Genomic DNA, 13,972 nt, shown 5'->3' on the forward strand with positions numbered 1-13,972 from the left:
TATTATTTTTTATTATTATTTCTAATGTGTATTTCGGACAGCAAAAGTAATTTATTTATGTTTATAAACGAAATTTGTCGGCATCTTTTTTTACCAATCATGCTTTTATTGTTAATTTTGTGGCTAAAACATGACTTAATTATGTGGCTTAAACGCATCTCCATATTAAATTACAAGAACATAGAACAGGCAGAGCTGTCATTTTCTCCCAAAATGAACTGTATTATAGGCCGTAACGGTATGGGAAAGACCAACCTTATGGATGCCGTATATTACCTTTCATTCTGCAAGAGCGCTACAAATCCCATTGATACGCAGAATATATTTCATGACCGTGATTTTTTTGTGGTGCAAGGCTTTTATCAGACTGACAACGGTGAGCCGGAAGAAGTGTATTGCGGACTCAAACGAAAGCAGAAAAAACAGTTCAAGCGCAACAAAAAGGAATATACCCGACTTTCAGACCATATCGGTCTCATTCCTCTTGTAATGGTTTCTCCATCCGATTCAGTACTGATATCAGGGGGTAGTGAAGAGCGTCGCCGGTTTATCGATGTCGTTATTTCCCAGTTCGACCGTGAGTATCTGGATGCGCTTATACGATACAATAAGGCCATGCTCCAACGTAATACATTGCTTAAATCGGAAGTGGAGCCTGAACCGGAACTGATGAACGTTTGGGAAGAGATGATGGCCTCGTCCGGTGAGGTTGTCTATAAGAAACGCCGTCAGTTTATCGACGAGTTTATCAAAGTGTTCCAGTCGTATTATTCCTTCATATCCGAGGATATGGAAACAGTAAGTCTTGAGTACGAGTCGCACGCTTCGCAAGGAAATCTGCTGGAGACAATCCGTGGCAGCCGTCAGAGAGACTTGATTATGGGATACTCCCTGAAAGGGATACACAAGGACGATCTGATAATGAAATTGGGTGATTTCCCTATAAAGCGCGAAGGTTCACAAGGACAGAACAAGACATATCTGATAGCATTGAAGCTGGCTCAGTTCGAGTTCCTGAAACGTACAGGAAGCCGTACAACTCCTATAGTGCTGCTTGACGATATATTCGACAAGCTCGATGCGCATAGGGTAGAGCAGATAGTAAAACTTGTGGCAGGCGACAGTTTCGGCCAGATATTCGTTACTGACACCAATCGCGACCATCTGGACAAGATTCTAAAGAAGATAGACGGCGACTATAAACTGTTTGAAGTGGAAAATGGAAATATAACAGAAAGAAAGGAAATGTCGGATGAAACGGAATAATACAGAAAAACTGGGCGATGTGATAATGCAGCTTTTACGTCAGGAAGGGCTGGAGACACCCCTTAACCAATATCGGCTTATCGATTCGTGGAAAGATGTTGTAGGTCCTGCAATATTCAGACATACCACCAACATATATATAAAGAACCAGACCTTATACGTACAGCTCTCGTCGTCTGTCATACGTCAGGAACTCCAGATGGGACGTGAGTTATTAATAAAAAACCTGAACTCCCGTGTAGGAGCCCAGGTCATTACCAATATCATTTTTTGCTGACATATCCATTTTCGGTCCAAATTTCATCCATCTCGACGTCATGTTCGCTGTGCGGAATCTCTTCGCTTAGCTGAAAGCCGAAACACACTCCAATCTTGAAAGTGTTAAGTTTTTTCAGGAAACGGTCATAAAAACCTTTTCCTCTGCCAAGCCTGTTGCCGTGCCTGTCGAATGAAACTCCCGGTATTACTGCCGCATCAATCGATATCAGGTCGTTATAGGCTTCTCCCTGCGGTTCGTCAATATTGAAACTGCCTTTCTGCATACATTCGCTGCCGGCATAAACTTTTATTTCAAGTTCATCACCTTTTACGACCGGCAACAGAATAGTTTTCTCCTTGCTCCATTTCTCAACAAAATCGTGGGTAAAGACCTCGTCAGGAAGCGAGTAATATAGCAGTACCGTCTTTGCACATTTCAGGACAACATTATCTTCCAGCTTTTTCATTATTGTGGAAGATAATGCTTTCAGCTCGTTTTCCGAAAATTCTTTTTTCTTTTCGGAAATGCGTTTTCTTATTTCATCCTTTGTTTCCATCAGGCAGCTTCTTTATCAGTAGTTCCCTCGTCTGTCATTTCAGGCGCTTTAGGCACAGACTCGCCTTTCTCCAATACCTCAACAGCTTTCAGAACCGTATTGTCTGACTTGTTCAGATATTTGATGTATTCTTCTATACCCAACATGTTGTAAATAATGTTGCCGTATATACTTGTTTCGAACAATTCTTTCGATGTAATCAGCATGTTGTTTCTTCTCTTCAAGCCTTTCTTTTCTGCCCATTTTGAGAATTTCACCAGCAGATTTTGTGTCTTGAGATAGTCGCACAGCTCGTCTCCTGTTTTATACTCCATCAGTTTGTTTCTGTTCTGGTCTGTATAGTCGAAAGCATATCTTATGATAAGACCTCTGTTGGCAGCCATTCTGAAATAAGATGTCATACCCAGGGTGTCGTGCGGAACGAAAATGTCAGGCATTATTCCTCCTCCGCCGTAAACCTTTCTGCCAATTCCGGTATAGTAGATTTCCTTCTCATTCTGCTTGATGCTGTCTGCCGAGAAGAACTCGCCATGCTCATATCTAGTCAACAGATCCATTTCGTATTCAGCACCGTTTCCTTGCTCGTACGGTTTCTGGATGCATCTTCCCGATGGAGTGTGATATCTGGCGATTGTCAGTCTGATTGCAGAACCGTCGTTGAACTCTATAGGCTGCTGTACAAGTCCTTTTCCGAATGAGCGTCGTCCGATGATAGTACCTCTGTCGTTGTCCTGTATTGCTCCTGCAAAAATCTCGCTGGCAGATGCCGAACCTTCGTCCACCAGAACTATGATTGGCAGTGACTGGCTGCTTCCTGTTCCGTTTGAAGTATAGTTCTCTCTTGGATATTTTCTACCTTCAGTATAGACTATAAGTTTGTTTGCCGGAAGGAATTCGTTCACCATCTGTATGGCAGCAGCCATATATCCACCTGTATTTCCGCGCAGGTCAACTATAAGTCCCTGCATATTCTCCTGATTCAATTTAGCAAGTGCAAAAAGCAGTTCAGGATAAGTGGTTTCGCCAAATTTGTTTACTTTTACGAATCCCCACTTGCCGTCAATCATATATGCCGCGTCAACGCTCTTGACAGGAATATCACCTCTTATAATAGTGAAATACAGGGTCTCAGTCTCACCGGGACGGAAAATACCCAGTTTCACTTTACTTCCCTTTTCTCCTTTCAGCCTTTTCATGGCTTCGCTGTTGGTTACTTTCTTTCCTACGAAAGCCGAGTCATCTACTTCTATGATACGGTCGCCCGCCATAAGTCCCACTTTTTCCGAAGGGCCTCCTGGTATTACACTGTTTACGTGAATTGTATCGTCCTTAATCGTGAACTGAATACCTATACCGCTGAAATGTCCTCTCAGTTCAGAATTTACTTCCTCCAGCTTTTGTGCCGGTATATACGATGAATGAGGATCCAGTTCCGACAGAATCAGAGGCATTGTTTTTTCCACCATGTCTTCCATGTTGACGGTGTCAACATACGAATCGTTTACAATTCTCAGAAGAGCGTTGATTTTGTTTGACGACCCCTTTATTACTCCAAGCTTGTTTCCTGAATAAAGATTGGTGTAAAACACACCTATTGCTATACCAATCACTATGCCTACGGCAAGCAATATCGGCATGAAACGTTTATACTTATTGTCCATATATATAGATTTTATGTTATACAGTTTGTTATTCGTTTTCCAGATAGACTACCTCAATACCTGCTTTTCTGAGTAGGTTGAGTCCGTCTTCCAGACGATATTTCTCTCCATACACCAGTCTTTTTATACCTGCCTGTATGATAAGTTTTGCACATTCTATACAAGGTGATGTGGTTACGTACATTGTTGCTCCCTCACTGCTGTTGTTTGAGCGCGCAATTTTTGTTATTGCGTTAGCTTCAGCATGCAGTACATAAGGGATTGTCAGTCCCTCTTCGTCTTCGCATATGTTGCTGAAGCCTGATGGTGTACCATTATAACCGTCTGATATTATCATCTTGTCTTTCACTATAAGGGCTCCCACCTGACGGCGTTTGCAGTATGAATTTTCAGCCCATATGCGCGCCATGCGCATATATCTCTTGTCTAATATTTCTTGTTTGTTTTCCTGTTCCATAATTATTGATTTAAAGAACCTAAGGGATAAAATTGTATGTATTCTGATTTATTTGAGTTGAATAATTTTATACATTTAGAATCTCCTCTATAAAAATTAGCAGATTTTATGGCATCATAAAAAGTTTTATCCAGACCGGAAATATTACCTTGGGTCTGTATGTTTATATAGAAGCTTTTATCTTTGCTCATAGCATTCCATGTTCCTTTAAACGTGAAATTTTCACCTTTACCGGAAACATTACCGTTTTCTTCAAATATAATATTGTAATAATCTGTCTTTTTGTTGATTTGACTCAAATCGTCAATATTTAAATTAAGTTTATAGTTATTATCGTCTTTCCAATTGGTTGTGGTATATGAACCACTCCAATGCCATGTCTTATCGTTTGCAAAGATTTCGAATACATCATCCTCCTGATTGCATCCGCATAACGCGATTGAAAGTACAATCAGCGTGAATATATATTTTATTGTTCTTGTCATATAAAAAATTATTTAATTCCATTTCTTCTAAGTAAAGCCTCAATACCCGGTTCCTGTCCGCGGAAACGTTTGTACAGTGTCATAGGATGCTCTGTTCCGCCTTTCGACAGTATATTGTCTCTGAAAGACTGTGCCACTTCGCGGTTGAATATACCTTTTTCCTTGAATACTGAGAATGCGTCCGCATCAAGCACTTCAGCCCATTTGTAGCTGTAGTACCCGGCAGAATATCCTCCGGACATGATGTGTCCGAACTGTACACTCATACATGTGTCATCTACCTGCGGAAGAAGCTGTGTCTTTTCCCATGCCTTCTTTTCATATTCCTTCACGTCGCCGTCGAATGCTTCTTTTCTTGTGTACCATGCCATATCCAGAAATCCGAAACTCAACTGTCGCAGACATGCATATGCCACGTTGAAGTTCTGCGAATCTATGATACTCTTGATGAGGCTCTCTGGAATAGCTTCACCGGTGATATAATGTCTGGCAAATGTGTTCAGGAATTCCTTTTCCACCGCAAAGTTTTCCATAATCTGTGATGGAAGTTCCACGAAGTCCCAATACACGTTGGTTCCGCTCATACATTGGAATCGTGTGTTGGCAAACATTCCGTGCAGCGCATGACCGAATTCATGCAGGAATGTGTTTACTTCCGAGAATGTGAGCAGGGCAGGCTTGTCGGCTGTAGGTTTTGTGAAGTTCATCGTAACCGAAACATGCGGGCGGCTGTTCGTTCCGTCATCTTCTATCCACTGCTCCTTGTAGCTAGTCATCCATGCCCCGGAACGCTTGCCTTCCCTTGGATGGAAGTCGGTGTAGAGCACAGCCAGGAAGCTTCCGTCGGCATCAAACACTTCGAAAGCCTTTACGTCAGGGTGATACACCGGTATATCCTTGTTCTCACGGAATGTTATTCCGTATAGTCTTGTGGCAAGTCCGAATACGCCTTCTTTCACCTTTTCAAGTTCGAAGTATGGTCTCAACGCCTCTTCGTCAAGGCTGTATTTGCGGCTTTTCAGCTTCTCGGCATAGAAAGAGAAATCCCACGGCATAAGTGTGAAACCGTCTCCTTCGGTTTCCTTTGCCAACTGTTCTATTTCTTCTATCTCCTTATGTGCGGTAGGGGAGTATGCTTCCAGCAAGTCGTTCAGGAGTCTGTAAACATTCTCACTGTTTTCTGCCATTCTTTTTTTCAATACATAGTCTGCATATGTCTCGAATCCCAGCAGTTGAGCAATTTCCATACGCTTGTTTACCAATTGTTTCACAATTTCGATATTGTTCCATTCGTCATTGTGTGTACACTGTGTATTGTATGCCATATACATCTGCTTTCTCAGTTCACGGCGGTTGCTGTATTTCATGAACGGCACATAGCTAGGAGCCTGCAGAGTGAATACCCATCCTTCCTTGTCTTTACCTTTTGCTGTATGTTCGGCAGCTTCCACAGCGCTTTCAGGCAGTCCTTCCAGATCGTTCTTGTCTGTGATGTGCAGTTCGAATTTGTTGGTTTCCTTCAGGTGGTTCTGCGAGAATTTCAGTGTAAGCGTACTCAGTTCGGCAGACAACTTTCTGAAAGTCTCCTTGTCATCATCGTTCAGGTTGGCGCCGTTTCTGATAAATCCATCGTATGTCTTTTCAAGCAATCTGTTCTCTTCTGCGGTCAGCTCCAGACTGTCTTTCTTTTCATACACTTTTTTCACCTTTTCGAACAATACCGGATTCAGACTGATGTTATTACTGTGTTCGGTCAGTTCAGGCATCATCTTTTCCGCTATGGCATCGAGCTCGTCGTTGGTTTCGGCACTCATCAGATTGAAGAACACTGTAGTTACCTTGTCCAGAAGTTTTCCCGAATGTTCCAGTGCCAGTATTGTATTTCCGAAGTCCGGCTCTTCCGTATTTTCGGTAATTGCCTTTATCTCTTCGTCTTCCACCCTCATGCCTTCCCTTATGGCAGGTTCGTAGTCCGAAATTTTAATTCTGTCGAAAGGAGTGGTATCGTGCGGTGTGTTATATGGTTGTAAAAATGGATTTGTCATATTTATATATTTTGATATTTCTAAAAACTAACAACTAAGAACTGACAACTCAACAGTTAATTCTTCACCTCCTCGGTAAGTTTAGCCAAGTCCTCTATGGTTATTTTCTTTCTTCCCAATGTTAGTATCCCTTTTTCCTGAAATTCGTTCAGGGCTCTGGATACGTTTATTCTTGTGTCGTCTATCAGTGAAGCCAGATCTTCCATCGTGATGAACAGTGTTTTCTTTCCGTATGGAATCACACATCTCAGCGCGAAGAAGTTCATAAGCTTTTCTTTGGTACATCCTATGTGCGAGTTCCACAGCTTGTTGTTCGCAGTCTGTGCCCTGTTGCTCAGGATGTTCAGATAGTTCAGGTTGAAAATTTCGTATTTGCACAGATTTGTCAGAATGTAGCTTTTGTCAATGTTCAGAGTATCTACATCCCCGGTTGCAGTGTACGATGCATTATATTTTGTGCGCATCCCGAATAGTGACTGTGGTTCTATTATGTATGGAGCCTGTACCTCTTCCACAATCTTGAAGTTGTGTATCGGATCGTTTGTTGTGACGGCAACCTTGCCTTCAAGTATGAAAATCAGACTGTTGCATCTGTCATCCTGCGAAACGATGTTCTGTTTGGCTTCATATTTATGAAATCCCATTTTCACCTTTTCTATGATGCTGGTTATATTTTCTTTAGTCAATCCCTGGAACAGTGGCAGCTCCAGTAGTGTATCGTACATCGAAACCTTCATAATCCGTTAAATTTATTGAGTGTAAATCTTTATTTTAACATACAAAGTTAACAATTTATTTTGTATCACTACATCAGTGTGTATATTGATTTTAGTATTTTTTTCCTTAATGTGTATGAATAATGATTTTTTATGTATTTTTGTAATGTAAAAAATATATCATTAAAATGAAAACGTTATTTATCCAGCCTGCATCGGTTCCTTTTTGGGGAGCGTTCGATGTTCAGCAGTTTCTCAGTGCATTCATAGTGTTGTTTGCCGTGATAGATATAATTGGTTCTATTCCAATCATTTTGGATTTGAAGCAGAAGGGTAGGCCTGTAAATGCTATGAAGGCTACACTGATAGCTTTTGCCCTGCTGATAGGTTTCTTTTATGCCGGCGATATGATGCTTAAACTTTTCCAGGTTGACATAGCCTCCTTTGCTGTAGCCGGTGCCTTTGTTATTTTTATGATGTCGCTTGAGATGATTCTGGATGTGGAGATTTTCAAAAACACGGGTCCTATAAAGGAAGCTACCCTAGTACCTTTGGTATTCCCGCTGTTGGCAGGAGCCGGAGCATTCACAACGCTGCTTTCATTGCGTGCCGAGTATGCCCCTATTAATATAGTATTGGCACTGACACTTAATATGGTGTGGGTATTCATAGTTTTGAAGCTGACAGACGTGATAGAACGTTTCCTTGGAAAGGGCGGAATATATGTAATCCGCAAATTCTTCGGTATAATTCTACTGGCTATTTCTGCCAGACTTTTTACAGCAAATCTAACTTCGTTGATAGAGCAGTTTCAGGCTTTGAAATAAGGCTTTGATACGTTTAAAAAAAACGGGCGTTCATTTAAGGTGAAACGTACGCACGTTTAAAGTGAAATGGGCGCACGTTTAAAGTGAAACGTACGCTCGTTTTTTTACCCCTTATTTCTGTACTCCAAAGGACTCATTCCAACGTGTCGTTTGAAGTACTTTCCGAAGAATGACATATTGGCAAAATTCAGAGAATCCGATATTGCCTGAATGCTTTGTTGTGTAGATTTCAATTGCGATTTAGCGTCCATTATCACCATCGATGATATTATGTCCGCACAAGTCTTTCCTGTGGCTTGTTTCACTATTGAACAAAGGTGAGCATGCGTAATCCCCAATTTCTCGGCATACCATGCCACGTTCCTGTTGTCGTTGTAGTGCTGCATCACCAGTTGAGTGAATCCCTTGCACAGCTGCTCGCTTTTTGATGAGGCTATGTCATCCTTTACCGATTTCTTCTTATATATTAATGAGATGCCCTTGTGTACGTCGGTGAAAATATTGTCCGCAATTTCCATCCTTATTTTTTCGTCGAAGTGTTCATATACATCTATCATAAGGTTGTAATACTTTTCTGTCATCACGGCACCCTCGTCAGATAGTGATAACTTGGGCTTTCCCAAAGTGGAGTAGATGGCATCAAGCAGAATTTTCGATTTGTCGTTTTTTTCTATATATCTTGACGAGAAACCTAAGAAATATATTTTCAAGTCTCCTTTCAGGTCGTTAATCTGAAAGATGGAACCAGGCATCAGCGTTATTATATCGTTTTTCTTTACCGTGAGGTGGTTCAGGTTGACAGATGCTTCAATCTCTCCATCCATACATAGTGCAATGATTTCACATTTCAGCCGGACGGGATAGTTTTTGTACATTCCCAGCAGTTCTTTACTTATGTCTGTACCCGACAGCCAGTCCTCAGGCAGATCGAATTTAGGTATTGTATTGTCCATTGTAGTATAGTTTACGTTTATGCACAAAAGTAATAAATTTGAAGTATAGACCAATGAATATATTAATAAAAGTCTATAAAATATTAAAATAATAACGATTGTGAATAAATAAAATCTTGCATATATTAAAAATAGGACAAAAATATCAAGAATAGACCTTGCAGGGGATTGCGTTGTGGCCTTACTTTGCATTTGGATTTTAATAAATTAGATAGCTAAAAATGAAAAAGTTTATTTACTCGTTTATGCTTGCAGTCGTTGGTATGACTACAGCATTATTTACTTCATGTACAAATGAAGAATCAATTAATTTCCCTATAGAGGAAGAACTGGCCGGTAATTATAAAGGTAAGCTTGAAGTAACTGTAGATGGACAAAATCTTGGAGAACAGTCACAAAAGATTACAGTAGAAAAAGCCAGTGAAAAGTCAATTAACCTGTCACTGAAGAATTTCTCTTTTATAGGTATAAATTTAGGTGATATTGAATTGAATGATTGTCCTTTATCCGAAAACTCCGGCAACTATGCTTTTACAGGTACTACATTGTTGGATACAGAAGTACTGAAAGCTGATGTAAAAGCAACCGGAACTATAGGTGGTGGTAAGGTAGAAATAAGTATGGATATTGATGCGGATCTTGCAGGGGTTAAACAGTCTGTAAAGGTGGTTTATACCGGTGAGAAACTTAAAGGTACTGAGAGCTCTGAGGCAAAGATTACAAAGTTTATTTTCGATAGAAATGTAGCTGCTGTTGATTCTTTGGTTATTTCTCAACCTGTAATAGATGAAGAATCAAAGACTATAACTTTTATGGTGGCAGATACAGCTAAAGCTGAGCATCTTGCTGCTTTGGTTCCTACAATTGAGGTATCGGAAAAAGCAACTGTAACTCCAAGAAGCGAGGTGGCTCAAGATTTTTCAAATGGAAGAAAAGTAAAATATATTGTTGAAGCTGAAGATGGAACTACAGTTGAATACACAGTTTCTATCAAAGGATTTGGTGATTATTTTGGATTTGAAGAATGGTATGAAGGTGGAATCTATCCTGATATCCCAAATGTGAACCCTTGGGCTTCATGTAATGCGGCAGTTGCGTTGATAAAAAATATGGGACCTATATTGGGTGGTCCAACTTATGAAGGAGGTTATCCTATTGTTGCTACTGATGATGCTTATTCTGGTGAAAAAGCTGCAGTTTTGGAATCGGTTGATACCAAAGGTGGTAGCATGGGAGGAACTAAAGTGCCTAAAGTTACAGCAGCAACAGTATTTTTAGGTAGTTTTAATGCATTTGCTGGTTTATCTAATCCTATGGCAACTACCAGTTTTGGTATTGTTTATGAAAAACAGCCTTTGAAGGTTACTGGATATTATAAGTATACTCCGGGAAAAGAATTTTATAATAGTGACGGTGAACTGGTTGAAGGAAAAGTTGATGAATGTTCAATGAGTGCTGTGCTTTATGAAATTACAGATGATAAAGAAACCTTGGATGGAAGTAATATCTATTCTTCTGACAAAATTGTAGCTAAAGCAATGTTCAAGAGCAGTGAAACTGTATCTGAATACACTCAGTTTGAATTGAATTTGGAATATTTGAAAGATTACGATCCTACCAAGAAATATAAATTTACGGTTATACTCTCAGCTAGTGCGGATGGTGCCGCATATAATGCTGCAGTAGGAAGTAAGTTGATTGTAGATGATGTGATTGTAGTCAATAAGAAATAATTATCTATATCTAATTTAAAAGAGAAAAAAGAGAGCTCGGATTTTTCGGGCTCTCTTTTTTCTCTTTTAGAACTGATATCCAAATCCGAAGTTCAGATAAATTGGATACATGGAAAATGTGATAGTCTTAAAATTGTTGTTGAATATATCATTAAGTCCCCAAGTTAGGTCTGCATGTACAGTAAGGTGCTTGTATGCTTTCCATTCACCACCTATCTGTGCTCCCCATTGAAATTTCCTGAGTTCGTTTGAGAAATCATATGTGGCAATATTTTCTCCTTCAAATATTATTTTTGAACCGGTAGCATCAGGTGTACGTAAATGTCCTTCGTAAACGTTGCCGTCAAAATCTCCATCCATCATATATGAAAAGTAAGGCCCTGCGGATATTTTCCATCTGTCGCTGATTTTATACACTCCAAGTACGGGGAAAGACAGAAGAGACATTTTTGCCCTTGTTTTTACTCCCCCTGTCCATAATCCTTCAACTTTTCCTCCTGTTTCGCTTATGATGGCCATATTATAGTTCTTTACTGTTGCTTCGGTCTTCATGTCTTTACTGTCAAGTCTGAGTCCAACACTTATTCCGAAATTTTTCTTATTGTTGATCCATTTTGTGGCATATCCTTCTATAGTAATAGCAAGTCCAGGAGAGTAGCTGTCAATGCTTCTTATTTCTTGAGGTAGTGGTATAGGTGAAGATCCACCGATATTTATTCCTGCTCTTACATCATAGCTTATCCCGTTGAGGTAAGACCATATCAATCCCTTGTGTGTGTTTTCGTTTTCTGATTTTGAATATGAAATTTGCAATGAGCATGCAAGGCATATTAATGCCATTATTATTCTGTTTGTCATTTCTTTTATTGGTTATTTGTTTCACATACAATTTCAAGTTCATCTACCCAAAGTGTGCTTCCTATTGCACCAATGAAGTATGCGCCGTTTATACTTGAAGATAATACAATTGCTAATTTGTATTTTCCGTTTTTCAAATTATCCATATCTATGGATTTCCCATTTTTAGTTTCGAACGGAATGTCGAAATATGTCCATTCGTCTGTTTCTTTAGCGTCTTCAGCCTTAATACGAGCTAGCTTTACTATGCTAGGGTCGGTCAATGAATTTCCACCATTAAGGAAAAAGTCGTTATTCTGTGCTTCATACATTACAGCATAAATATCGAAGCTGTCTTTGCCGTCAATAGGCTTTTTTTCTGCATCAGTCATTTGTTGGCCGGCTTTGAATTTGTAATATCCGGTCATTCGGGTAGGTATCTTTGTAAATGGATAACCGAATAGTGTAGCTTCAAGTGGCTTTAAAACTGCATTTGAAGATTCAAAAGAGCCTATGAAAAGGTTTCCTGCAGCTATAGGCATACTTACCTGTTGTCCGAAACCTCCTGTATCCTTTGTCTCAAGTTTTATGCAATAGCCTTTTTTACCTTCAGCTACTTGTGATGTTGGGTAGTCGTTGGCATTGTTTGCAATACCGGTAAGTTTGTAGCCTAGATTTCCGCTAGCCCATTGCAGCTTTTTGCTTTGGTCGCTTAGATATAGGATATGATATGGATTTGTTTCCGCAAGATTGTCAAAAGAATATAGTAGAGGTAGCTCCATTTTGAAAATGCTGATATCGTATTCGGCATTATTGCTTTTATCTTCTGATGTTACAATAAATTTCCTGTTGTCAGACAAACTGAAATCATAAATAGGAGGATTGTCTTTGGGTTGCTTTTCTTTTGGTTCTATAGTAGCACCTTCCGGCAATTCGAATACCAGCTCTTGTTGTGAGATATCTGCTCCATCCTGTACGTAAATATCAATTTTTTTGTTTTCGCTGTTGATAGTCAGTAGTTGGATGTTTGAACCTTTGCATCCGTCAATTGCTGCTTCAACATTTAATGCCTCTTCCTGTATGCATGAAGCTAGGCATAGAGATAAAGTAAGTCCTGTGATAAAAAAGTGTTTTTTCATTTTTATGTTTAATGTTGTTTTGGTAATTATCAATACAAATGTAGGCTAATTTGAAGTATTGACCAATAATCATATTAATAAAAGTCTATAAAATATTAAGATTATACTGTTTATATATGTGCTAAATATACAATACATTAAAAATGGAACAAAAATATCAAAAAATGACCTTGCAAAACATGTTGAAAGATAGTTACTTTGCATCGTGAAAATTTAAAATTTAATTAAATGAAGATTATTAACTATTTAAAAGTATTTTGTTTATTATTGCTGATTGCAGGATTTTGCAGTTGTTCTAATGGAGCAAATGAAAGCGTATCAGGACAAGGTGCTGTAATGATTGATTTATTGGCTAATTTGTCCTATAGTCGTTCAATAGACGAGTCTGTCTATCGTGACGTAAATAATTATAAAGTATCTTTGTATAAAGGCGAAGAGCCTGTTTATACAGATAAACTTTATAGTGAGTTGGAAGTGGAACAGAAGGTTGATTTTGGTGTTCCTTACACAGTTACAGCATATTACGGTGAGGACGTTGCGGCAGGTTATGATAAGTTGTATGTAAAGGGTAGTGAGACATTTACTGTATCTCAAGGAGATAAGAAAACTGTTTCTATTGTTTGTAAACCTGCAAATGCCAGAATTATATTGGTATATAAAGGAAATGATGATACTGATACATTTGAGGATTATTTCCAAGACTGTACCGTTACTGTCAAGACTGATTATATGAATGAGGTTTGGACTATGAACAAATCGAATGAGAATCAGCAACTTTACTTGAAAACAGGTGATGAAGGTGTAAAGGCTGTATTGTCATTTTCTTTGATAGATAAAAATGGCGAGCCAGTGTCTGTTGATGATTTTAATACTTCTAAGACTATAGATTTAAAGCCTTGTTATTCTTATACATTGACTATTAAACCGAATGCAACAGATATTGAAGGCGGTAAATTAGGGTTGGAAATAACTGTTGACGATGGCGTTACTGAACAAGACGTTACAGTTGATATTCCGGGTGATTACATTCCAAGTTAA

The 13,972-nt window shown here is 39.2% G+C and carries 14 protein-coding genes; 5 read left to right on the top strand and 9 right to left on the bottom strand.

Annotated features, from left to right (window positions below; translation table 11 throughout):
• Positions 1–141 precede the first annotated feature (141 nt).
• Complete coding sequence (gene recF / locus NW213_RS00310) at positions 142–1,266, top strand: DNA replication/repair protein RecF (RefSeq protein ID WP_235340205.1); 1,125 nt, start codon at positions 142–144, stop codon at positions 1,264–1,266.
• The gene (locus NW213_RS00315) at positions 1,253–1,543 is read left to right on the top strand and encodes a DUF721 domain-containing protein (RefSeq protein ID WP_154044363.1); all 291 of its coding nucleotides are present in this window, start codon (positions 1,253–1,255) and stop codon (positions 1,541–1,543) included. The genes recF and NW213_RS00315 overlap by 14 nt, the downstream gene beginning before the upstream one ends.
• Here NW213_RS00315 and NW213_RS00320 read toward each other — a convergent pair.
• The 6 genes from NW213_RS00320 to NW213_RS00345 are packed head-to-tail and all read right to left on the bottom strand — an operon-like array spanning position 1,530 to position 7,466.
• Positions 1,530–2,081, bottom strand: a complete 552-nt coding sequence (locus NW213_RS00320; protein ID WP_258321480.1) for a 5-formyltetrahydrofolate cyclo-ligase — start codon at positions 2,079–2,081, stop codon at positions 1,530–1,532. The two genes, NW213_RS00315 and NW213_RS00320, sit on opposite strands and share 14 nt — an antisense overlap.
• The gene (locus tag NW213_RS00325; protein WP_258321481.1) at positions 2,081–3,742 is read right to left on the bottom strand and encodes a S41 family peptidase; all 1,662 of its coding nucleotides are present in this window, start codon (positions 3,740–3,742) and stop codon (positions 2,081–2,083) included. The genes NW213_RS00320 and NW213_RS00325 overlap by 1 nt, the downstream gene beginning before the upstream one ends.
• Before the next feature lie 28 nt (positions 3,743–3,770).
• Positions 3,771–4,199: a dCMP deaminase family protein gene (locus tag NW213_RS00330; RefSeq protein WP_258321482.1), complete on the bottom strand. Its 429-nt coding sequence runs from the start codon at positions 4,197–4,199 to the stop codon at positions 3,771–3,773.
• Positions 4,200–4,201: 2 nt separating this feature from the next.
• Positions 4,202–4,684 (bottom strand): DUF4847 family protein, encoded by a 483-nt coding sequence (locus tag NW213_RS00335; protein WP_204394484.1) that lies wholly within the window; start codon positions 4,682–4,684, stop codon positions 4,202–4,204.
• Between the two features lie 8 nt (positions 4,685–4,692).
• Positions 4,693–6,729: a M3 family metallopeptidase gene (locus NW213_RS00340; protein WP_258321483.1), complete on the bottom strand. Its 2,037-nt coding sequence runs from the start codon at positions 6,727–6,729 to the stop codon at positions 4,693–4,695.
• Between the two features lie 56 nt (positions 6,730–6,785).
• Entirely contained in the window at positions 6,786–7,466 is a 681-nt protein-coding gene (locus NW213_RS00345) for a Crp/Fnr family transcriptional regulator (RefSeq protein ID WP_154044368.1), read from the bottom strand.
• Between the two features lie 167 nt (positions 7,467–7,633).
• Between NW213_RS00345 and NW213_RS00350 the strand changes: the two genes are divergently transcribed.
• The gene (locus tag NW213_RS00350) at positions 7,634–8,272 is read left to right on the top strand and encodes a MarC family protein (protein ID WP_258321484.1); all 639 of its coding nucleotides are present in this window, start codon (positions 7,634–7,636) and stop codon (positions 8,270–8,272) included.
• A gap of 104 nt (positions 8,273–8,376) precedes the next feature.
• On the opposite strand, the gene NW213_RS00355 is transcribed toward NW213_RS00350, so the two are convergent.
• Positions 8,377–9,225 carry an AraC family transcriptional regulator gene (locus NW213_RS00355; protein ID WP_258321485.1) on the bottom strand — a complete coding sequence of 283 codons (849 nt, stop codon included), beginning with the start codon at positions 9,223–9,225 and terminating at the stop codon, positions 8,377–8,379.
• 221 nt (positions 9,226–9,446) lie between these two features.
• Between NW213_RS00355 and NW213_RS00360 the strand changes: the two genes are divergently transcribed.
• Positions 9,447–10,958: a PCMD domain-containing protein gene (locus tag NW213_RS00360; RefSeq protein ID WP_258321486.1), complete on the top strand. Its 1,512-nt coding sequence runs from the start codon at positions 9,447–9,449 to the stop codon at positions 10,956–10,958.
• Positions 10,959–11,024: 66 nt separating this feature from the next.
• Here the strand turns inward: NW213_RS00360 and NW213_RS00365 are convergent, their stop codons facing one another.
• The gene (locus NW213_RS00365; RefSeq protein ID WP_204394492.1) at positions 11,025–11,816 is read right to left on the bottom strand and encodes a porin family protein; all 792 of its coding nucleotides are present in this window, start codon (positions 11,814–11,816) and stop codon (positions 11,025–11,027) included.
• A gap of 5 nt (positions 11,817–11,821) precedes the next feature.
• Positions 11,822–12,934 carry a PCMD domain-containing protein gene (locus tag NW213_RS00370; protein ID WP_258321487.1) on the bottom strand — a complete coding sequence of 371 codons (1,113 nt, stop codon included), beginning with the start codon at positions 12,932–12,934 and terminating at the stop codon, positions 11,822–11,824.
• Between the two features lie 228 nt (positions 12,935–13,162).
• Between NW213_RS00370 and NW213_RS00375 the strand changes: the two genes are divergently transcribed.
• Positions 13,163–13,972 carry a DUF4493 domain-containing protein gene (locus tag NW213_RS00375; protein WP_258321488.1) on the top strand — a complete coding sequence of 270 codons (810 nt, stop codon included), beginning with the start codon at positions 13,163–13,165 and terminating at the stop codon, positions 13,970–13,972.

It is taken from the genome of Bacteroides sp. ET336 (assembly GCF_024733815.1).
Lineage (GTDB): Bacteria > Bacteroidota > Bacteroidia > Bacteroidales > Bacteroidaceae > Phocaeicola > Phocaeicola cellulolyticus.